A 21,423-nucleotide genomic window follows, 5' to 3' on the forward strand; every position below is an offset into this window, starting at 1 on the left:
GGGCGGCGCGGGCACAGCGCAATCACTTAGCATGTTGTTATCATGCGTGGGTATCCTTGAAAGTGAAAGCTCAAGAACTGGGCCAGACCCTGTATGCCGTGCGGGAGAGTTTGTTTAGTCATTACCTCCGCGCTGAACTACAAAACCCTCATGTCACGGCTTGTTAAGGTCCAAAGCGTAAGTCCTGGTATAGCTATAGCAAGAAATGAACCGCTCAAGCCAAAAAATCGGTAGCCAGTAGTCAGCATTCAGTAGAGCAAGGCGACCGACGTGCTTTCCTTCCTTCTTTCTCCCTAAAGCCTAAAGCCTGAGGCCTATAGCCTTCTTCTCCTTAGTTTTCTGTGTTTCTGTTTCGTGACACCCAGTGATTTGACGTATGGTACATATTCCTCTAATTAGCGCGGAATGCGGCCCCGCTCGGACATGAATCTTGCCAAAGCATCTTTACAGGGAGTGTCCCTGTGGATTGCCTGGCTCGTCTTTTTTGCGCTGGTCGTGCTTAGTGCTCTGAACGCATGGGCGGACCCTGCGAAACAGTCCTCTCCTGCCACTCCCCCAACAGAGCTGGACACCTTTGGCACAAACACTCCACTTGGACGTTTCTCATACCATGCTGGTCGTGGTCTACGGCTCGGAAAGACAGGGCTCACCATTGGTGGGTTTGCCATTGCAGAAATGGAACGCTTGGAGGATGGCGAACGGCGTGGGTCTCTAGAAGAGTTCAATTTTCTCATCTCCTACGATCCAGTCCCGTTCGCCCATCTCTTTACCGAACTTGGTATTGGATCACTGGCAGAGATCGAACGTGGCCGGAGAGGCGTACACTCGAATCCCGGTCTGGAAGTTGAACGCCTCTTTCTCGACCTGGGCAATCGCGATGCACTGAAGCTGCGGTTTGGCAAATACCGAACGCCGATCGGGCGCTGGAACCTGGTTCCGCGTGATCCGCTGCTGTGGACCACCTCTGAACCGGTGATCGTCGAGGAGGTGTTCGATGAGACTTCTACAGGCGCAATGCTGCACGGGTCAGTGTTTCCTCAAGATGGGGCACTCTCGTACTCGTTGTATGGAACGTTTCTGCCTCCTCTTGATAGAGAGAGTGACGAACATCCTGTGAGGCGGAGTGCTGGTGCTCACATTGAATGGGCCAGCCTCAAGGGATGGACACTGGGGGCATCCTACTTCGCTTCCCAACGACGCAATCATAGATGGAATCATCTCGGCGGCGCTGACTTTTTATGGCAGCCTCATGCGCGCGTAGAGCTGAGTAGCGAAATCGTCTTCGGCGAAGGCAGTATCAACAATGGCACGATGTGGGGACTCTATGCCCAAGGGGTAGTGGAGACATTGCCGACGCTGTACCTCGTCGGGCGCTACGAGCGGGTGCACCCCCCTGGCGGTGGACGAGATCTCAATCTGTTCGATCTTGGCTTTGCCTGGGTGCCGCTCCCATATCTCCGCTTCAAGGCTGACTATCTCATCGCTGATCATCGCAACGAGTTCGCTTCTCCCGGGTTGCGCATGTCGCTGTCGCTTCTCTTTTGAGTTGTTATGAGCACGCGTATTCTCAGCCTCGCTCTTGCGCTGTTAGTCCTGGCACCAGTGCGCCTTGCTGGGCAAGAAGGGCGCATGGCTGTGATTGTGCATCCTCAGCGTAATGGTGAACTCTCGTCTAACGACATTGCTCAGATCTATCTTCGTCGCAAACGCTTCTGGGACGACGGTACGCCGATCGTGCCGTTGAACCTCCCATCGCAAACGCCCTTGCGTACACGCTTCTCACGAACTGTGCTGAATCAGACTGACGCTCGTCTGGCGGATTATTGGAACCGGCTCTACTACGACGGCATCTTGCCACCAGCAACCCTCGCTTCGACCGAAGCTGTTCGTCGGTATGTGGCTTCTGACATGAATGCGATTGGCTATGTACCAGAGGGAGAAGTTGATGGCTCGGTGCGAGTGATTTTGTCGTTGGAGTGAAGCCCAGCGCGAGCACTATATTTTAGAGAACCCACGAAATTGGCTGGATGGGATCAGGAGTGTACGAGCAGTATGTCCCGGTCTTAATCGTGGCCGTGAGATGGTAACCTAAGGCGGGATGATTATCGCTGACCTTTTTGACGGCTGCCTTGATGGCTTTAGTGACGTTGAGGCGCACGCGCTCAAGGGGAAACTCTGAGTTCCGATCACAACTAGTACGTTTAGCCGCAGTATCCGATCCACCAACAGACTCCATCACTTCAGTGACGAGGCATTCCTGCCCTGGGTGGTCCAAGAGGAAAGCGATGTATCGTAGTCCTTTGGTGTCTTTGAGCCGACACGTGGTTCCTTGATACCTCAGCGTCCAATACTCGGCATCATAGTGGAAGAGGTTAGCTGCTGGGAGTTCAGCGGTCGCTGTTGGGTGTTCGGAGTCTACCCGATAAGGAACATCTCCCGTGTTCTGCTTTGCTTTGTCTGAGACTTCTCGGAGACTCGCGGCAATCTTTTTTTCTAGACCTTTCATGCCCAACTCTTGGGCAGTCACCAGGGCCGGAGCGAGAAGTGCCCGTGCCTGCGCATCGTCTCCCGGCTGATGGCGAGCAAGAAGTGTGGCTGCGTATTCATATTGGGTACGAGTCACAAAAGGTTTGGCTCCCATCCGCGTGTTCATGCGGAGCGCACTTTCAAAATGGGCTACTGCCTCCTGCCACCGGTGCAGGGTGGCAGCAAGAAGTCCCAAGGGACGAGAGACCGAGCCGTTGCAAGCGGCACCATCCCCGACGACGACATTGTGTTCTGCATACGGGAGTAGCCGTTCATATAAGAGTACAGCGTGATGCGAGTCAGCGAGAAAAGCACACGTCTCAGCCAGCAACGTAGCTCCAACCAACCAGGTACTGTCTCGTGGAAGATTGACGAAATCGTTCACCGCCAACCGAGTAAATTCGGTGCGTGCCTCTGTTTCTCGACCGAGTTCACTATAGAGACTCGCCAAAGCCGCTCGCCATGCCGGTACTGTCGGGTATTGCGCGACGAAATTCTGGACTGCGGACTCTAATTCCTGAAGGCGTCCTTGCTCTCGGCTTAACGAGAACATCTGCACGCCAAAGAAATTGATTGCTGTTGGGCTTTCGATCTTCCGCCCGAGCGTTAACGTTTGCATCGCCAATTGCTCTGCCCCGGCAAACCGTCCTTCCATCAACGCCCGCATCGTCTGCAAGACGGTCCAGTTCCAGCGATACCGCGGCTGTCGGAGTTCTTCTGCTCGCCGAGCATAGGCCGCAATTCCTTCATCGACCGCGAGCATATCTCCAAGTTCCAACAGGTCGACAATACGATCGAACTGCCCCTGTATGCTTCTCTCGCCATCGCCTGTTTCTTCGGCGAGGCGGAGGATTTCGTTCATGGCTGCGAGTCGCTCATGAATGTCCCCTGGTCCCCAAAGCGAACGACGCCGACTATCGAGTGCAGCAGCTAAGGCCCCTTTGTCGCCTACCCGTCGAGCCATTGCCGTTGCCAACTGGCTGAGCTGCGCTCGTCGCTCTCCATCAGAAGCTGAGAAGTGCAATTCCCAGGCGAGGCGAGCCAACATCCGCGCGCGCAACGCACTGTCTTCGGTCCCAAACACACCGAGGACTTCCTCCAATAAGTGGACAACGTCGTGATCGACCACGCCGATGGGAACACCAAATTTCTCAAACCCCAGTGCTGCGTGAGCGAGTAACTCTGAGTTCTGTAGCTTCCGTGCCTCTTCAGCCGCCTGCTTGCATGCCTCACGAGCCTGAGGGATATCCCCTGTCTTGGTCCGGGCGGTCCCGAGCGCCAGGAGTAGCTCGTAACGCTGCCTCCCTTCTAGCGGCTGCTTGTATTCCAACGCCTGGAGCGCTCGCTCGTAGTGAGTGACTGCATCCTCGTAGGCCAATACCGCTAGTGCTTGTTCAGCCGCCTGCACCGCATACGCGATTGCCTTATCCGCATCACTTTCCCCGCGCAGAGCCTCAAAAAAATGATACGCTAACTCTGCCAGCCCTTGTCCTGCACTGCTTATCGACAGGACGGGACTGACGTTTGTAGCGGGAGCTGACTGTCGATTGTGTCCGTAGATCGTCTCCAACGCTTCAGCGATATGGCGGTGCAGTTGGACGCGTCGAGCGGTCGGCAGTTCCGTATACAATGCCTCACGAATGAGCGCGTGTGCAAAACTATAACTACCGACCACGTGTGGGACTGCAGTGACGAGGCGCGCGGTGAGTGCCTCGTCGAGCACCTCAAGAAGCTGATCACAGTTTGTGTTTTTCATCTGGGCTAACGTTGGCATACTGAACTCGCGCCCGATCACTGAGGCGAGGGAAAGCATCCGCTTACATTCGGCAGAGAGTCGCTCCAAGCGGCGATTGATCACCTCACGCACGCTTTGGGGCAAAGGAATAGTGAGTGCGACACGTGGAGTATACAGTGCTGCGTGACCCCCTTCGGCTACGAGCAGCCGGACGATTTCGCTAATGAAGAATGGGTTTCCACCGGCTTCTTTGGCCAGGGTCGTACTCAGGGGTTCTGATGGCGTAGTGCCAGTAGCGAGTTCAATGAAACGCGTGACCTCCTCAGCCGTAAGCCCACGCAACACGAGACGTTGGCTGTGTGGCTCGCGAACTATCTCCTCAAGAAGCTGCGCGAGTGGGTGTTGGCTCTCCAATGCGACATCTCGATAGGTCCCAATGATTAAGAGGTGCGCATCTGCAAGTTCTCGCACGAGGAACCGCAAGAGGAGTAACGAGGGTTTGTCGGCCCATTGTACGTCGTCCAGAATGAGCACCAGGGGCTGCACCTGTCCGATATTCTTGAGAAAGGTGGTCAAGCTGTCGAAAAAGCGAAATCGCGCCGGCTCTGGCTCCAATGCAGCTGGGAGTGAGAGACCTGGCAAGCGCTCTCGTACTTCTGCGATCACGGCGGCGATATTGGCTGCACCCGTTCCCATTTCTGTTCTCAGGGCAGCTGGGTCGCGGTCGGCACTATAGGCGCGGACAATCTGCACCCACGGCCAGAACGGCGGTGCTCCGTCTCCTTCGTAACAACGGCCGGCGAGCACCAGTGCACCTTGCTGGCGAGCCTTCTCCGCAAACTCGTGCGCAGTGCGCGTCTTACCGATTCCTGGCTCGCCCGCGAGTAACACTAAGCGACCGCGGCCAGCAAACGCGTCTGCGATAGCAGCGTGTAACGCGGCCATCTCTGGTACGCGTCCGACAAAGCTCGCGCTGGTGAATTGCGTCATTACCTGCGGTTCCTCAGGTGTATTTGCCAAGGACAGCATGCGTCTGACATTAGGGAAAAACAAGCAGGTTGCAGTGGTCTCCTGGTGTCCATTTTTTGCTGCTGAGTCTTCTTCTCTTTCATTGTCCTTCTGCTTCGTCATACAGAGCTTGGTCTTGTTCATGCATGAGAGGGGCGGATTCGAGGTGGCTTAGGATTTCTCCAGCCCGCGTTTGCACCGCAGGGCTGACATCGCGTATGGCGGATTGCGCAAAGGCTACCTTGTTTTGCTCATCGATAGCCGGATGGTTCGCAATGGACTCTATGGCCATCATGCGCACCAGCTCAGATCTGTCCTGCTGAACGAGGGTAGTGAGCGTCTCGGGTGGAAGGGCAAGTCCGACCGCATGGGCCTTGAGCAAGGCCCGGTAGCGTACGTCGTCATCGTGGTCTCTCAGAGATTGCACAACGGTTTGTGCTGCGTCGGGTCCTTGAAGATCGATGAGCGCATCGAGCGCTTCGGCACGTTGACTCGCTTGTTCAGCTGTGAGTTGCTGCGCAAGTACAGATATTTCTCGTGTACAGGCGATGGTTCGTGGAGGCCACGTGCCTCCTGTGCCAGACGGTAGTACCCATACTGCTTTTAGACCAGCGTTGGCTTGAGTCTGATTCTCGAAGGCCATAAAGCTGTCTTCAAATTCGAGAATGGTCCGTAGCGCGCGATCAAGTGGGACGCGAACGAGTTGCATGCTGAGCTCTCGGTCGGCGATGAGTTGAGCGTTGATCTGGATGCCGCTCTGCTCGGCTACGGTCGCCAATACTTTTTTGAGCGACTGGTTTTCTGCGCGGAGGGTCACCTCGCCATGCCGGACGTCGACCTCCAGACTGCTCTGGGGACGTGGTGGATATGATGGTTTTTTCTCCGTGCTATCGGCGTTGGCTGGGAAGGGACTCTGCTTGATTGTCGGGATAACTTTTTGTGTACTTTCCGCTGAGCGATTGCTGCGAACTGATGCTTGGGGTTGGTTCTGAGGAGGGGCGGTGGAAGAATTTTCGTCACGCCAGAGGCTGTACAATGTAGCTCCAAGCCCTATTGAGAGACACAGTACGGTCGCGGAAATAGAGTTTTTCTTTGTCATAGCGTAGATCCGTTTACGCTACAGCGTTATTGCGAGCGAAGTCGAAGGGGCTCCTCGCAATGACACTGTAGTCGTACTTTCCAGAAATTCGTATCGGTCCTTTATGAATAATTCACTATAAGTGATCTTCACGTGTTCTCTCTCGGCGCTCTCGTCTACAAGTTCAGTCTGCCAGGAGAGCGCCGAGTTGAATAGGCTGCGTATCGCGTTACTTCTGACCTTGGAAGTGGTATTCGCCGATGACGCCAGAGCCGGAAGCAGCATCCAACGCGTGAAAAGTTCCACCCATGCGATGCGGCGCGCCAGTGATGACATCGGACACATTACCGACCCAGGTCTGAATGACTACTCCTGTGCTGTTATTGCGGGCAAACGCAAGACGACCAGTTGCTGGGCAGTAGTACCCGCGGACAGGATGACTGACTGAGGTGCCTGGATAAATAGTGCCGTTGATCGGTGCGCATGGTGTACCAATGCCTTGGCTGAGGGTTAATGAGCCGACGTGCTGGTTGCCGACGATGGTCCAGGTGCCTGAGACATTGGCGAGCGGTGCTGCGTTGGCGATGCTGCCCCATACGAGTCCCAGCGTCCCGACTGCGATTGCTACACGATTTTTTAACGTCTTACTCATAATGAGATCTCCTTGTTGTGGCTCTTCCGCGGGTGATTGGTTTGGCTGTCTCCTTGCTGTCCGTGCGAAGCGGAAGAACCCTGGAGTTATCTCTTCGTCCGAACCTCAAGTTGCCCGATGGTCGTACCGTTACATGTTGTTAGATCATTTTCTTTTTTCTCCTTGGCTTTGGTCCTCACCAGGGAAGGCGTGAAAAATGACGGCACACTGTGCAATCAGACGGCACAGCGCAGGACGACAACACTGAGCGCCGAAAACTCTCGTTCGTCCTGTTTCGCTCTAATGAAATTCGATGAGCAGAGTCGAGAATGGAATGAACGGTCGAATTACTGCCGCTACCACATAGGGGCGCGGCGAGAGACCGTTCCCCTGCCGACTCATCCGACTGATTAAAGAGTGGTGCGAGTACGGGCGAAGACGAAAGAGAGGGTTGCCCACCTTCCTGCGTTACAGAAACCAGGAGATGGACTGCGACGGATCAGGGGCGTAGGTGCAGAACGCCCCCGTTCTAATCGAGGTAGTGAGGTGATGGGCAAGGGCGCGATGGGCTTCGTCGATTTTTTTTATTGCGGCTTTGATTGCTTTGGTGACGTTGAGTCGTGCTCGTTCAGCAATGCAGGCAGCTTTGCGGTTGCGACCGTTGAGCCCGAGCGCAGTAGACAGCTCATCGGTGAGAAAGTCCATCTCCTCGCGAATTTTGGCGGCTCGGATCGGGTCATGGAAACGCTCTGCCTCTGTCAGTTCCTCTTGTAATTCCGCTAAGCGATGCTTGTACGCGGTTTTTGCCTGCTCATCTAAGACTGATCCGGCATCGCCTAATCCGGTTACGCTGAGATTGTACTCGGCTGCTTGGGTGTCACTCAGTGTATCGAAGAGAGGTAGTGGCGAGACTCTTGGTGATTTATCACCCGCGGCGATCAGGTCAGTGACATGAAATTCCTTATGCGGATGTTGTAAGAGCAGAGCGAGATAGCAGAACCCTTTCGTGTCCTTGAGTCGGCACGTCATATTCCCATATGCCAGAGTCCAATACTCCCCTTCGCGACGAAAAAGGTTAGGGCCTGGATGAGGGGAGTCCACATCTACGGTTTGGTATTGCGTATTGATTGTCTGGAGAGGATGGAAAGGCGAGCGTTGGTTTTCTGCATCTTGCCTCTGCACGTGGAACTTGAACGGTTGCTGAGTCTCCCGCTCCCTCACTGCTGGGTCTTGGCCAGTGCTTAGGACGAGAGCAAGGAGCCGAAGGGCTTTGTCATGCGTACTCAACTGTCCGTGCATGAAGAAAGAGGAGCTCGTAGTGTATGATTGGTTCATACTGCGGGAGACCACCTGACCACGATCTACACTTCAATGACATAGCAAAATGGATGCCACTTTCCTTGCATTGCTCGAACATTTTGCTCTTCCTTAGAGTCATCAGAGTCAGCTACGGCGGAACAATAAAGCTGGATGGTTGCAGCTGCTCGTTTTCTTTGCAATCTCAGCGGTTACGCGAGAAGAAGAGCGACAAAGGCGTCATAATACGTACCTGTCAACTAAAGTTGACAAAGAGAGTAAAATCGATGCTGGCCTGCATCCTGTCACGAGCACGCAGAGCAACAGTTATCATAAAGATACACACGCTGTGAAAGATCGTCCCTTCCTTCGTTTGTTCCATAGCGTCGTTGCTGTGATGCTCCAGTCCCTGTCTTTTCCTGTTGATTTCCTCCCGTTACATTGTTTTTTCGTACCAGCATTATGATTTTACCTCAGCTTGTCATCATTACCGGCCCGACCGCGACCGGCAAGACTGCACTCGCAATTGAACTGGCGAGACAATACAACGCAGAGATTGTCAGTGCTGATTCACGACAAGCCTATCGCTATCTCGATATCGGAACGGCGAAACCGACACCGGCACAACAGGAAGCTGTCCCTCATCACCTCATTGATGTTGTAAATCCTGACGAACAGTTCGACGGTGCGCGATTTCGTGCGCTTGCGCTAGCCGCGATTGCGGATATTCACCAGCGTGGGAAACGCGTTCTTGTCGTCGGCGGCACTGGCTTGTATTTACGGGCGCTGACGCGCGGCCTCTTTGCTGGCCCTGCGGCAGATCTAGCGTTGCGCACGCAACTGCAAGAGCAAGAACAGCGCGAAGGCAAAGGGTTCTTGCATCGACGGTTGCGCGAGGTCGATCCTGAGGCAGCGAGTCGTCTGCATCCGAATGATACCGTTCGTCTGATTCGTGCATTGGAGGTATTTCTCACGACTGGAAAACCGATGAGTCAGTGGCAACGCGAGCATGGTTTTCGTGATCGCCCGTTTCAAACGTTAATGATCGGTTTAGTGTGTGAGCGCGAGACCCTGCATCGACGCATTGCTGAACGCTGTCAGCAAATGCTGAAAGATGGCTTAGTTGATGAAGTCCAGCGGGTGTGGGCGATGGGGTATGGGTCAGAACTACCAGTGATGCAAACTATCGGCTATGCCCAAGTCAAAGCACTGTTGCAAGGGCAATGCAGTGAAGAAGAAGCCCTGGCGCAGATGACAACTGAGACCAAGAAACTCGCAAAACGTCAATTGACGTGGTTCCGTGCAGAGCCTGACTTGCAATGGTTTGCCCCCTCCCAGGGACGGGAGATTGTGGATGTGATAGGGAGATTTTGGCTTCAATAGGCTTTAGGCTATAGGCTTCAGGCTGTAGGGTCTAAAACCTATGAGGAGATATTGCGGAATGTGGAGAGCCCATGCCGACGTCATATTTAGATTTTGAACAACCATTAGCGGATGTGGATAAACGCCTCGACGAATTACGCCGATTGTCTGCACGGTCAGACGATGAACAAGAGGAACTGACGCGCTTGGCTGGACAGAGCCAACAATTAGAGCAGGAGATTTACGGATCGCTGTTGCCCTGGCAGCGGGTGCAATTATCGCGTCACATCGATCGTCCCTACACACTCGATTACATCGAGCGGCTGTGTTCGGAATTTGTTGAACTGCATGGCGATCGTAACTTTTCCGATGATGCCGCCATTGTTGGTGGACTGGCGCGGTTTCGCGGGCAACCAGTCGTCGTCGTTGGGCACCAGCGAGGGAAAACCACTGCTGAAAAAGTGAAACGCAACTTTGGCATGCCGCGTCCTGAGGGATACCGCAAAGCGTTGCGGCTCTTTCAACTTGCCGAACGCTTTCATCGCCCGATCTTCGCATTTATCGATACGCAGGGTGCCTATCCTGGCGTTGATGCCGAAGAACGCGGTCAGGCAGAAGCGATTGCCCGTAATATTCGTGAAATGGCGGGGCTACGGACACCAATCGTTGTCACCGTCATTGGCGAAGGTGGCAGCGGCGGAGCCTTAGCATTAGGTGTTGGTGATCGCGTGCTGATGCAAGAAAACGCCTGCTACTCGGTGATTACGCCCGAAGGCTGCGCCGCGATTCTATACAACGAGCGCACGCCAGAGCGTATCGCTTGGGCTGCCGAATCGTTAAAAATCACTGCCGCAGATTTGCTCGAACTCGAAGTGATTGATGCGGTCATTCCCGAACCCCCTGGCGGTGCCCATCGCCACCCTGAGGCGGCAGTCGCTGCAGTTGGTGATGCATTGGAGCAGCAACTGAAAGAGCTGCTTGCCTTATCAGTTGAGCAGTTAATGGAGCAACGCTATGTTAAGTTCCGCCGGATGGGATCGGTTGCTATCGCTGACGGGGGAAACGGTCAAGGCTAAATCAAGCCACACGACATGGGTACAGTTGGGGTAGCGTGCGCTGTGCGCACGATGTCCCCACTATAGTATCGTAATGTGTTACATGCGGACTTGCGCAGTCACAACTCGTTTGTGCTCGCGCAGCATGCGCCGGGTCAGCGCTTCGATAGGAGCGTGGTCGTCAGTAAAGACTGGAGTTCCCTGTGGCGGATGAACCTCGGTCAAAGTCGAGGCTGCACGTCGGGCTAGGGTAAAAACGGAGGTCGGGACAACTCCCTCAGTGAGTTGGTGGCGAAGATTGGGCAAGGATTGCGTTTGCGCAAACGCCAGGAGCATATAATTCGCGGTCCCATGTGGAACTACCAGCACTGATGGGAACACCTGTTTCACGGTGGCACTTATCGCTGACAGTAATTCGCGCTCAGGGCTCATGTCGAATACATTCATCATTAACAGTCCTTTGTCTGTGAGATGCGCATGCACTGAGGAGAAGAATTCGCTCGTCGCGAGATAGAACGGAATGTAAGGGCCACCTTGATAGAGGTCGACTTGCACGAGATCGTATTGCTGCTGGGTGCGCGCGAGCCACGGGCGTGCATCAGCAACATGGATATGGAGCCAGTCTGCGTCCTGCGGCAAGCCGAAAAAGCGTGTGCCCGCTTCAACGACCTGTGCGTCAATTTCTACTGCATCAATTGTGACCTCTGCTGCTACTGCACGCAGGGCGTGGATTGACCCTCCTGCTCCCATGCCAAGCACCAACGCGCGTTGCACTGGGGTAAAGACTGGTCCGAGTGCATAGAGATCGTAATAATGCCCAGTCCAAAGGGTCGTCTCGTTGCGAATGGTATGCACCCCAGTATCCTCGTTGAGGGCCAGTAGGGTCTGCTGACCAGAACGGAACACGCGCACGAGATTGTAGGCCGATTCACTGGCCCACACCGCATCTTTCGTCCAGGGAGACGCTGATGGGGTCATAAGCACAATCGCTGGCAGCGCAGCCACCCACAGCCAGCGGGCTTGCGGCACCAGCCCAAGCAAAGCGAGGCTTGCCGACACGACTGAAGCTGACCGCAAGGTGAAGTGGGTTCCGAACTGGGGAATCAATACATAGCTGGTGAGGCATGCACCGAGAATACTGCCCAGCGTGGATACGGCATAGACAGTTCCGGCCCATGCACCAACCCGCTCCGCGCGCGTGAGGAGTCGAATGACAAATGGTCCGACCGCGGCCAGCGTCAGCAAAGGCGGGGCAAACAATAGTATGGTCGCCACACTGGTGCCAACAAAGTCGCCATACGCGGTGAGGCAGCTTAACACCGGACCGGCGAAAGGAATAAGCATCAATTGATACACGGCACTGACAAGAATCAGCGTATACAATAGTCGGTCGCTCTGGCAGCGATCGGCCCAATATCCACCCACGGCATACCCCACTGCCAAGGCCAGCATCACGACGGCCAGTAAGGTGCCCCAGACATAGATCGAGAAGCCAAAATACGGGGCATAGAGACGACTCGCGGCCAGTTCCAGCGTCATAACGATGGCACCGGTCCAGAGTGGTGTGAGCATCCATAGGGTTCTGCGAGATAGTGAGGTTTCCATTGTCGGCCTCCGTATGTGGTTATCGTGTACGCTTATGCTGGCAGTGCGCAGAACGCCAATGTCGATTGCTGTTCTGCGCTTTCGTCTGCCAACCCTTTCCTCAGATACAATTCAGGACGACCTTCTCTGTTACCTGTTGTCAGCCCAGCGCTATCTGACCTTCTGTACCGCCGGGAGCAGCAGGCCAATAGGTGTTGGGTCGTTGGGGTCTTGGGAGACCAATTCGAATGATGCAACCACATCGTTGGTCGGCTCGTCAGTCTCCGTTACTGCCATCACGACAGGACGGACATGCTTGAGAGGATTTGCGGACCGAGGATCTCTGGTGAGGGGAAAGACTTCTCGCAGGCTATACCCCGCCGTAAGGTGGTAGATCTTGCTGGTTCGCGCGGACGGGGCGCCTGCGGCGTCGTATTCGTAGAATTTGATCTGTACTTTGATGGGCTCATCTCCGACGTTCGTGACATTGACCTGTGGTGTCTGTCTGTCCGGGTTGACAGAAGCGCTGGGAAAATTCAGCGCAGTGTGGTGCGCAACGAGCAGCTCAATGAGCGTGAAGGCGTTAGCGGCAGTGTTGATTCCCACGGTTCCGATTGCGAGCGCAACGGCGACGAGAGCGGCTGGTAAAAACGTAAAGCTGCGAGATTTCATGATGTTCTCCTTTTAAAAATAGGGATAATGGGGTTGTATGACGATTGCTGCAAGTGAACGGCGGAGTTCCTTCTGCTGCTGCGAGGCGGTGCTCTCTCATTGATTTGCATGGTCTTTTCTTCCTTTTCCCTTGATTGCTGATGTACCTCTGCTGCGTGACATTGGGAGGCACAATGTGACACGGAGGTGCATGAGGAATGTGACACGGAGGTGAATAAAAGTGGGCCAGAGATGGAGGGAACAGGCAAAACGTTCCTACGGTCCACGAAACCATGAATGGTAGGGCAGGCTTTGCCCACCGGAAAACGGCAGGCAAAGGTTTGCCATCTATGGGATACGCTAGTGCGTCATGCCCGCGCAGGCGGGCATCCAGGAGCTTCAACCCCGAGCTCTTGCTTACTCCTCCTGGATTCCCGCATTCGCGGGCATGACGTATCGTCTCTTCTCAGCGTGCTGTTTTCTGGGGCTGCTGTGCGCGACTTACAACTCCCACGGGCTGGAATCGAAAGGCGGAGGTGTATACGAGCAGAACAAGCCGGTTTTGATACAAGTGGTGAGGTGATGCTCCAGAGGCGGACAATATTCAGCAATCTTGGCTAACGCGATGCGGATACCTTTGTTCACATTCACACGGGCGCGCTCTGCCGCGGTTGATGTCGTGCGCGGGCGGCCTCTGAGTCCAAGCGCTCGCGCGAGTTCGGCAGAGAGAAAATCCATTTCTTCTTGGAGCTTCTCCACGCGTCCGAGGTCATTGAATGTCTGCGCTTCTTCCAATTCATCACGCAGTTCTTCGAGTCGTCGTTTGTAAGTGTCTCGCGCTTGCGTATCGAGGAGTTCTTCTCGTCCATCCAAATGCGAACTAGGCGCACTTGGATCGCCAAAGTCGGGATGTTGTTGAATCACTGACTGTGTGACCGGTTCATGAGCAGGCGTGAGTACACCTAACGCAAGGAAGTCGACATCCGGGTGACGCAGCAGGTGGGCAATATAGTCGAGCCCGCGCAGATGGCGAAGGCGGAAACTCGCGCCTTGGTACACGATGGTCCAGTAGTCGCCTTCCTTACGGAACACGTTGTGATCTGTTGATTGTACCTGAATGTGCGCAGGAACGGAGAGATCCTGGGCCGACGGTGAGACCAGTTCGTTGGTGTCCTCCAGATCTTCCTCTTGCTCACCTAGGCTCTCGCGTATGTCCGGCTCTTCATCAATATGATGTTCGAGTCGTTCAGCGAGTTTTCGATGCACATCACGTTTGGCCTGTTGCCGTTCGGCGGTACTGCCTAACGCGTGCAGCAACACTTCCGCCTCGCGCAAATCTTGTGTGTCAAAACCTTCAGTAAACCAGGTATAGATATCTTCGAGCAGTTCACGCGCCTGGTCAACTTTCTCTTGTTGCTGCCATAACCGCGCCAGACTCATAACAGCACGCAGTTCCCAGGACTTAGCATGTTGTTGGCGGGCGATGTCGATGGCTTTGCAGAAGGACCCCTCAGCCGCCTCCACAACCTCCATTGGGACTAGAGGCTGCGGACTAGGGGCTTGTGGGGAAGGGAAACTAGTCTCTAGTCCCCAGCCTCTAGCCTCTAGCGTTAGCTGCCCTTTGATTCGATACAACTCGGCTTCGTACAGTCTTGCACCAGTGGTGTTCACTTTCACCAACGCATCCTCAACCACCTGTACGCTTTTTTCGACGTGCCCCGCTTGCCGGTGGGCCTCTGCGAGCAAGACGAGAAAATAGATCAGCAGAAACTCTGCGCCCATTGCTTGCTGCGTCGCGATGCCACGTTCCATTGTCGCGATACCTTGCTCGGTCTGCCCCTCTGCGAACAGCGCCCATCCTTGCAAGACAATCCCCCAGCATTGCACAAGCGCGAATTCATGTTCGGTAGACAAGGTAATCACCGCTTCCGCAAGTTCTCGGGTGAGGCCTTCTTCACCGCGATGCTGATGGAGGAATGCGCTGTAGATAAGAGCTATGCCTCGATCGTATGGAAGCGTATCGTGTTGCGCAAAGGCCTGCGCTTCCCGTGCACGCGAGTACGCTTGATCGGGATAACCGGCACACCAGAGCGTAATCGTTGCCAATCCCCAACCAAAAATGCCAGGGTCTTGCCCATAGCGAAACGCATGCCCTCGATGCTTTTCTGGTTCATACAGCCTGATCACCTGATTAAGGTGCTGCCACGCTTCTCGCGTGTTTCCATGCGAATAGAGATGAAAGATTCCAGCCATAAGTGAGGCTTCGAGTTGCAAGTCTGGATCTTGGGCGCGCTTGGCGATAGCAAGCATCTGCTCTGAGACTTCCAGCGCTCGTTCAAACTTAGAGCGGACGACATACGACGCAGCTAAGCCCCATAACGCAGAGAAGAGCTGGGGAGTAAGCTCCAAACGTTGACCGAGTTCCCATACACGCGAGTAGGCGTGTTCGACTTCAGTGGCAGCCGGCCCCTTGGTATTAATGAACGACACTCCGAGTGAGAGGTGCAATTGCACTTCCTCCTGAATACGCTCAGAGGTCTCTGGGAGTGAGGGGATCAGCGTCAATCCCTGCGTGAGGAGGGTGATGGCTTCGCGGTGCGCGCTGCGCCGAACTGCATTTTCTCCTGCCTTGCCAAGATAGTCCACAGCCCGTGTTAGGTTCCGACCTTTCTCATAATGCACGGCCAACTCAGTAGCAATTTCGCCGGCTCGCTCTCCATACGCACGCTCCTTCGTTTCGGCGATGCGGCGATGGAGATGCACGCGTCGGGGCTCTGCCAATCGCGCGTAGAGGACTTCATTGAACAAGGCATGCAAAAAACTGTAGCGCCCACTGATGGTCCCATCTGGCCATTCCGTCAGTCCACTCGCTCGAATGCACTGCCCTTTCTTTGCGAGCTGTTCACACAGGCTCTCTGCGGCAAGCGGTTCGATTTGTAGTCCTGCTGCAACTTCCACTACTGCGAACTCTGTCCCAACCACACTAGCTGTTTCAAGCAGATGTTGTTCGGTTTCGGGTAGGCGACCGACTTGGCTTGCTATTAACTGTCGTACGCTGTCGGGAATACTGTTGCCGACCTCTGTGAGCTTGTCGGTCTGCAGTGTCCACTGTCCAGTCTCTTCAGTGATCACCTCGTATTGCACTAAGTAGTCCACCGTGTTGACGACAAATAAGGGATTCCCTCCTGTGCGACGATGCAGAAGAGTACTGAGTTCATGAAGAGGAGCGCTGTCGTTTGTTTTGAAGACAAACCGTTTGCTGAGATATTCTGTTACTCCTTCTGAGACGAGTGGCGGGAGCCGCAGCTCTTCGCATTGACTCTTGGCTTGTAACTCTTGAATCGCGCCGCTGAGTGGATGGCCGCTGACGAGGGCATCTGCCGGACGATAGGTGCCGATAATCAATAATTTGGCAGGCTCACGGCGTCGCGCCATGTAGGTAAGCCAGTCTAAGGTCGAAATATCGCTCCAGTGTAAATCTTCGAGGACAACAACGAGGCAGTCAGTCCGCGTGAGTCTCTCCGCCGACTCTGCCATCTCCCGTAACATGCGTTCTCGACTCGTCCCCTGCACCTGTTGCTGGAGGCGCTGATATTCTTGTGGCTCAAGCAACCCCGGAAGCTGCGCTAACCAACTGGGCGCATAGCGCTGCAGGGCCGTCACACGTTGTTTCCCACTCGACCCACGACACAACCGCGACGTGGCCTCCAGCAGCGGCATATATGCTTCGCCCGGTCCGTACTGCTCGACACACTGTCCCCTGGTAATTAGAATGTCGGGAGATTTACGTGCCTGCACGAGGAATGTGTCAACAAGTGATGTTTTCCCAATACCCGGCTCGCCAGCAATAAAGACAATTTGCCGTTGGCCTTGAAGGGCCGTTTTCAACCGCTCGTGCAAGAACGCGAGTTCCGTCGCACGTCCGACAAGCGGAGCAACTACGGGGATAACAGGTGAAGAGTTCTCTCGCTGAGGGAAAGGAAGAATGCGTCCATTCATCGCTCTCGCTTATTTCGCAGAGCGTAGGAGGTGTCAACAGCAGAGGGTAGTACGATTCCCAACAGGTCTTCATACCATCAAATAGATAGAGGCTCAGTGACGATCGCCCGGTCTTCGCATGACGTCGTGCCACAACAGACCGTCTCGTGCGGTAAGGTGAAGACCGGGTCTGTGACGAGCCCGGCCTCCTATGCGGTACAATCTTACCTTAGAGATCGAAAGAGATCGAAGTCCCTGACGTCGCGCGAGGCGCCGACCATTGCTTTGTTCTTCTTCAACACCTCCTCAAATCTGGTTCGCTGCTCCTCGGTCAAGACGCCGCGGATTTCATCATTCTTCGCCTGATAGATTTTCTTCAACTCGAGGCGGAGTTTCTCGGCAAGCGCTGCTTGCCGCGCGACCCCTGCACTATCGTTATCGAATTGCGCCTTGACAACGGAGATCTGACAGGGATTACCCTACCGAGTGTGATCCTTGGCTCTCGTCGCGGGAAGTCGACGTCCGTACCCGTTACCGGGGATTTGGGGGCGTGGCCAGGACTACACCAGACGGTACCCATTTCTGGGCGGACCGGAGTGGCTTACATTTGACGTGTTCTTTGAGAGGCAACGACGCAGGGTCGATGGTCTCGGTTCCAACTACTAAGGTGATATAGTCGGCGGCCTTTTCAACGACCACTTCCCCGCACCGATTCGCTGACTTATCTTGGCGCGAGCTTGACTTGTTCTGCGCAGTGAGAATTCTGATTTGATAGCGCTCCGTCGGTTGTAACCCCGTCACGACCACAGTCCCGTCGCTCGTTTTATACGCGTCGGCCGCCATAGCCGCGGACGGGAGCATTGCTAAACTGAGGGCGAGGGCGGTTTTATACAGGCGATTCACGCGTTTCATAGTGTTCTCCTTCGTATGTTTAATTATGGGGTTGAGTGTTGACCGTTCATTGTTGTGAGTTCGATATAGTGACAAGTCTTTGTTGCGTCAGGTCTTTTTTCTATGAGGCGGCCCTCGCTCGTTGAGTGTCATGATTTTTTCCTCCCTTTCCACTGCGTGCTGCTGTAACTCTGCTGCGTGACATTCGGAGGCACAATGTGACACGGAGATGAACAAAAGGAGGCAGTGAGAAGGGAAGCGGAATGAATCTGGACGCGGGAAGAGCGCGGTGAGCGTCAGCATCACGAGACTTAAAGGAATGTCCCTGCGTTTTAGGCACTGCGCACCGCGTGAGGGTTCCTTCTCCCACCGGGAGAAGGTCAGGATGAGGGGATGAAGAATTGCGGAATGGCGAATGCGAAGTGCGGATTAAGAAGGCGACGATGGCGACTGCCATTGTTCTTCCTCCGCAGTTGACAATCCACAATCGACAATTAAGGTCCCCTCACCCTAGCCCTCTCCCTGCGGGAGAGGGAATTCTGCATTTGCACCGAACTCTATTGAAGTGCTAGTTTTCGGGCCTGCAATGCGCGACTTACAACTCCCACGGGCTAGAATCAAACGGTGGGGGTGTATAAGAGCAGAACAAGCCGGTTTTGATGCAGGTGTTGAGGTGATGCTCTAAGGGCGGGCAATGTTCGGCGATCTTCGCTAACGCGATCCTGATGCCTTTGTTCACATTCACCCGTGCGCGCTCTGCCGCGGTTGATGTCGTGCGCGGGCGGCCTCTGAGCCCAAGCGCTCGCGCGAGTTCGGCAGAGAGAAAGTCCATTTCTTCTTGGAGCTTCTCCACGCGTCCGAGGTCATTGAATGTCTGCGCTTCTTCCAATTCATCGCGTAGTTCTTCCAGTCGTCGTTTGTAGGTGTCCCGCGCTTGCGTATCAAGCAGTTCTTCCCTTCCATCCAAATGCGAACTCGGTGCACTCGGTTCGTCAAAGTCGGGATGGTGTTGAGTCACTGACTGTGTGACCAGTTCATGGCTAGGTGTGAGCACGTCCAAGGCCAGGAAGTCGACATCGGGGTGACGTAAGAGATGAGCAATGTAGTCGAGCCCACGCAGATGGCGGAGGCGGAAACTCGCGCCTTGGTATGCGATAGTCCAGTAATCACCTTCTTTGCGAAACACGTTGTGATCGGCTGACTGTGCTTGAGGAGAAGAAGACTCCTGGGCCGATGGTGAGACCAGTTCGTCGGTGTCCTCCAGCTCGGCCTCCTCGTCACCTATGCTCTCGTTTATGTCCGGCTCTTCATCAAGATGCTGCTCGAGGCGTTCAGCGTGCTCTCGATGCGCATCCCGTTTGGCTTGTTGCCGTTCGGCGGTACTGCCTAATGCGTGCAGCAATGCTTCAGCGTCGCGCAAATCTTTCGTGTCAAACCCTTCGGTGAACCACGTATAGATGTCTTCGAGCAGTTCTCGGGCCTGGTCTCCTTTGTCTTGTTGCTGCCACAACCGTGCCAGACTCATGGCGGCACGCAGTTCCCAGGACTTGGCGTGTTGTCTCTGGGCGATGTCGATGGCTTTGTAGAAGTACCCCTCAGCCTCCTCCACAACCTCCATTGGGATTAGAGGCTGGGGGCTAGGGGCTTGTGGGGAGGAACTAGTCCCCAGCCCCCAGCCCCCAGCCCTTGCGAGCGTTAGTTCGCCCTTCAGCCGATACAGCTCGGCTTCGTATCGTCGCGTGCCAGTGGTGTTGACCTTCCCCAACGCCTCGTCCAGTACCCGTATGCCCGCTTCAACGTGGCCCGCTTTAAAGTGGGCTTCCGCCAAGAGCGCCAGGAAATAGACCAGCAGAATTTCTATTCCCACCGTCTGTTGCATTCCTATACTGCGTTGTATCTCTTCAATCCCCCGCTCCATCTGTCCTTCGTTAATCAGTGCCCACCCTTGTAGGGCCCTGTCTATGCTCAGCATGAATACAAACCCATACTCGGTTGCCAGCGCTACCGCCGCTTCGGCAGGTTCTCGAATCATTCCTCCGTCACGACGATGTTGGTACAGGAGTGCCGCATAGGTAAGTACTATGGTCTGGTCATAGGGCCGCGGGTCGTGCTGAGCTAGGAAGTGTGCTTCTTGGCAACGTCTGAGTGCTTGTTCGGGGTAACCTGCACACCACAAGGCGATCGCTGCTACGGAATGCCCCAGAATGCCAGGATTTTGTCCATCGCGAAACGCCTGTGCTCGGTGTCGCTTGGGCTCATACAGCTTCATGATCCGGTCGAGGTGTTGTAAAGCCACCAACGTATCGCCATGAGAATAAAGATGCAGCATTCCGGCCATAAGCGAAGCTTCGAGTTCCAGTTCCTGGTCTTGGAGGGATTCGGCGATGGCCAGCATTTGCTCTCCCAGCGCCAGGGCTCGCGCGAATGTGGAGCGCACAAAGTAAGAAGTCGCCAAGCCAAATAACGAGGAAAACAGATCGAGCTTGCGGTCAAGCTGCCGACTCAGTTCACAGGCCCGTGCGTAGGCGTGCTCGACTTCGGTGGCAGCGGGGCCTTTAGTATTCCTGAAGGACACTCCGAGGGCCAGCTGTAATTGGAGTTCCTGCCGCAGGTGTTCTGGGATTTTCGGTCGCGAGTGCAACAATGCCACACCCTGGGTCAACAGAGCAATTGCCTCACGGTGGGCACTGCGCTGCGCTGCATTCTCTCCGGCCTTACCAAGATAGTGCACCGCCCGCGTCAGGTTTCGGCCCTTCTCATAATGTACTGCCAGTTCGGTAGCAACTTCTCCGGCTCGCTCTCCATACGCGTGCTCTTTCCTCTCGGCGATACGCCGATGCATTTGCACGCGTCGGAGGTCCGCGAGTCGCGAGTAGAGCACTTCGTGATACAGCGCATGAAGAAAGCTATAGTGCCCACTGATGGTGCCATCTGGCCATTCCGCCAGTCCAGTCGGTCGGATAAACAGGCCAGTCCGAGCCAAGCGCTCGCATACACTTTCCACGCTCAGGACCTCAGCTTGCAGTCCCGCTGCCACCTCAGCGACAGCAAATTCTGTCCCGGCAACACAGGCTGCTTCGAGCACCCCTTGTTCAGTTTCAGGTAATCGCTCCACTTGTCTAGCAATCAACTGTCGGACGCTGTCGGGAATGCTGTTGCCCACGTCCACGATTTTGTCAGCATGGAGTGTCCATTGTCCGTCCTGTTCGGTGACTGCGCCATGCTGCACTAAATAGTCGACCGTATTAACGACAAACAGTGGGTTTCCACCCGTACGGTGGTGTAATAGATCGGCCAGTTCGTTGAGGGGCAGGCGGTCTCCTGCATCTACAGCAAACCGCTCCGCCAGATACGCTGAGATTCCCTCAGGAACGAGTGGTATGAGCCGCAGCTCTTCACATTGGTGCTTGCCTTGTAGCTCCTGGACCGCTCCGCTGAGTGGATGGCCGCTGGCGAGGGCATCTGTTGGACGATAGGTTCCAATAATCAATAACCTGGCAGGCTCACGGCGTCGCGCCATGTAAATGAGCCAATCTAAGGTTGAGACATCACTCCAATGTAAGTCTTCAAGGACGACAACCAGGCAGTCAGTACGCGTGAGTCTCTCCGCCGATTCCGCCATCTCCCG

13 protein-coding genes are annotated in these 21,423 nt (G+C 54.9%); 4 read left to right on the forward strand and 9 right to left on the reverse strand.

What is annotated here, in order from left to right; genetic code table 11:
- Window positions 1–405 precede the first annotated feature (405 nt).
- Window positions 406–1,545: a hypothetical protein gene (locus FJ147_05320; protein ID MBM4255300.1), complete on the forward strand. Its 1,140-nt coding sequence runs from the start codon at window positions 406–408 to the stop codon at window positions 1,543–1,545.
- A gap of 6 nt (window positions 1,546–1,551) precedes the next feature.
- Window positions 1,552–1,980, forward strand: coding sequence for a hypothetical protein (locus tag FJ147_05325; protein ID MBM4255301.1), 429 nt, complete (start codon window positions 1,552–1,554; stop codon window positions 1,978–1,980).
- Window positions 1,981–2,002: 22 nt separating this feature from the next.
- On the opposite strand, the gene FJ147_05330 is transcribed toward FJ147_05325, so the two are convergent.
- The 4 genes from FJ147_05330 to FJ147_05345 all read right to left on the reverse strand — a co-directional run bounded on the left by FJ147_05330 (window position 2,003) and on the right by FJ147_05345 (window position 8,277).
- Window positions 2,003–5,413 carry a hypothetical protein gene (locus FJ147_05330; protein ID MBM4255302.1) on the reverse strand — a complete coding sequence of 1,137 codons (3,411 nt, stop codon included), beginning with the start codon at window positions 5,411–5,413 and terminating at the stop codon, window positions 2,003–2,005.
- Window positions 5,370–6,368: a HEAT repeat domain-containing protein gene (locus tag FJ147_05335; protein ID MBM4255303.1), complete on the reverse strand. Its 999-nt coding sequence runs from the start codon at window positions 6,366–6,368 to the stop codon at window positions 5,370–5,372. Before FJ147_05335 ends, FJ147_05330 begins: the two co-directional genes overlap by 44 nt.
- A gap of 208 nt (window positions 6,369–6,576) precedes the next feature.
- On the reverse strand, window positions 6,577–6,999 hold the full coding sequence (locus FJ147_05340) for a hypothetical protein (protein ID MBM4255304.1): 423 nt from the start codon (window positions 6,997–6,999) through the stop codon (window positions 6,577–6,579).
- A gap of 447 nt (window positions 7,000–7,446) precedes the next feature.
- On the reverse strand, window positions 7,447–8,277 hold the full coding sequence (locus FJ147_05345; protein MBM4255305.1) for a hypothetical protein: 831 nt from the start codon (window positions 8,275–8,277) through the stop codon (window positions 7,447–7,449).
- A gap of 459 nt (window positions 8,278–8,736) precedes the next feature.
- On the opposite strand from FJ147_05345, the gene miaA reads away from it, so the two are divergent.
- Together miaA and FJ147_05355 are read left to right on the forward strand one after the other, a co-directional pair.
- Window positions 8,737–9,657 carry a tRNA (adenosine(37)-N6)-dimethylallyltransferase MiaA gene (miaA, locus tag FJ147_05350; GenBank protein MBM4255306.1) on the forward strand — a complete coding sequence of 307 codons (921 nt, stop codon included), beginning with the start codon at window positions 8,737–8,739 and terminating at the stop codon, window positions 9,655–9,657.
- A gap of 71 nt (window positions 9,658–9,728) precedes the next feature.
- Window positions 9,729–10,712, forward strand: coding sequence for an acetyl-CoA carboxylase carboxyltransferase subunit alpha (locus FJ147_05355; protein ID MBM4255307.1), 984 nt, complete (start codon window positions 9,729–9,731; stop codon window positions 10,710–10,712).
- Window positions 10,713–10,790: 78 nt separating this feature from the next.
- Here FJ147_05355 and FJ147_05360 read toward each other — a convergent pair whose 3' ends face one another.
- The 5 genes from FJ147_05360 to FJ147_05380 all read right to left on the reverse strand — a co-directional run bounded on the left by FJ147_05360 (window position 10,791) and on the right by FJ147_05380 (window position 21,417).
- Window positions 10,791–12,296, reverse strand: a complete 1,506-nt coding sequence (locus tag FJ147_05360; GenBank protein ID MBM4255308.1) for a hypothetical protein — start codon at window positions 12,294–12,296, stop codon at window positions 10,791–10,793.
- Between the two features lie 150 nt (window positions 12,297–12,446).
- Window positions 12,447–12,947 (reverse strand): hypothetical protein, encoded by a 501-nt coding sequence (locus tag FJ147_05365; protein ID MBM4255309.1) that lies wholly within the window; start codon window positions 12,945–12,947, stop codon window positions 12,447–12,449.
- Between the two features lie 480 nt (window positions 12,948–13,427).
- Window positions 13,428–16,925, reverse strand: coding sequence for a hypothetical protein (locus FJ147_05370; GenBank protein ID MBM4255310.1), 3,498 nt, complete (start codon window positions 16,923–16,925; stop codon window positions 13,428–13,430).
- A gap of 510 nt (window positions 16,926–17,435) precedes the next feature.
- Entirely contained in the window at window positions 17,436–17,816 is a 381-nt protein-coding gene (locus FJ147_05375) for a hypothetical protein (GenBank protein ID MBM4255311.1), read from the reverse strand.
- Window positions 17,817–18,390: 574 nt separating this feature from the next.
- The gene (locus FJ147_05380) at window positions 18,391–21,417 is read right to left on the reverse strand and encodes a hypothetical protein (GenBank protein ID MBM4255312.1); all 3,027 of its coding nucleotides are present in this window, start codon (window positions 21,415–21,417) and stop codon (window positions 18,391–18,393) included.
- Window positions 21,418–21,423: the final 6 nt, after the last annotated feature.

This window comes from Deltaproteobacteria bacterium (assembly GCA_016874775.1).
In the GTDB taxonomy this organism is placed as follows: domain Bacteria; phylum Desulfobacterota; class Binatia; order Bin18; family Bin18; genus VGTJ01.

Excerpts from the sequence above, each read along its gene's own strand:
- FJ147_05320 (MBM4255300.1), top strand. The coding sequence starts at position 406 with ATGCGGCCCCGCTCGGACATGAATCTTGCCAAAGCATCTTTACAGGGA.
- FJ147_05325 (MBM4255301.1), top strand. The coding sequence starts at position 1,552 with ATGAGCACGCGTATTCTCAGCCTCGCTCTTGCGCTGTTAGTCCTGGCA.
- FJ147_05330 (MBM4255302.1), bottom strand. The coding sequence starts at position 5,413 with ATGAACAAGACCAAGCTCTGTATGACGAAGCAGAAGGACAATGAAAGA.
- FJ147_05335 (MBM4255303.1), bottom strand. The coding sequence starts at position 6,368 with ATGACAAAGAAAAACTCTATTTCCGCGACCGTACTGTGTCTCTCAATA.
- FJ147_05340 (MBM4255304.1), bottom strand. The coding sequence starts at position 6,999 with ATGAGTAAGACGTTAAAAAATCGTGTAGCAATCGCAGTCGGGACGCTG.
- FJ147_05345 (MBM4255305.1), bottom strand. The coding sequence starts at position 8,277 with ATGCACGGACAGTTGAGTACGCATGACAAAGCCCTTCGGCTCCTTGCT.
- miaA (MBM4255306.1), top strand. The coding sequence starts at position 8,737 with ATGATTTTACCTCAGCTTGTCATCATTACCGGCCCGACCGCGACCGGC.
- FJ147_05355 (MBM4255307.1), top strand. The coding sequence starts at position 9,729 with ATGCCGACGTCATATTTAGATTTTGAACAACCATTAGCGGATGTGGAT.
- FJ147_05360 (MBM4255308.1), bottom strand. The coding sequence starts at position 12,296 with ATGGAAACCTCACTATCTCGCAGAACCCTATGGATGCTCACACCACTC.
- FJ147_05365 (MBM4255309.1), bottom strand. The coding sequence starts at position 12,947 with ATGAAATCTCGCAGCTTTACGTTTTTACCAGCCGCTCTCGTCGCCGTT.
- FJ147_05370 (MBM4255310.1), bottom strand. The coding sequence starts at position 16,925 with ATGAATGGACGCATTCTTCCTTTCCCTCAGCGAGAGAACTCTTCACCT.
- FJ147_05375 (MBM4255311.1), bottom strand. The coding sequence starts at position 17,816 with ATGAAACGCGTGAATCGCCTGTATAAAACCGCCCTCGCCCTCAGTTTA.
- FJ147_05380 (MBM4255312.1), bottom strand. The coding sequence starts at position 21,417 with ATGGCGGAATCGGCGGAGAGACTCACGCGTACTGACTGCCTGGTTGTC.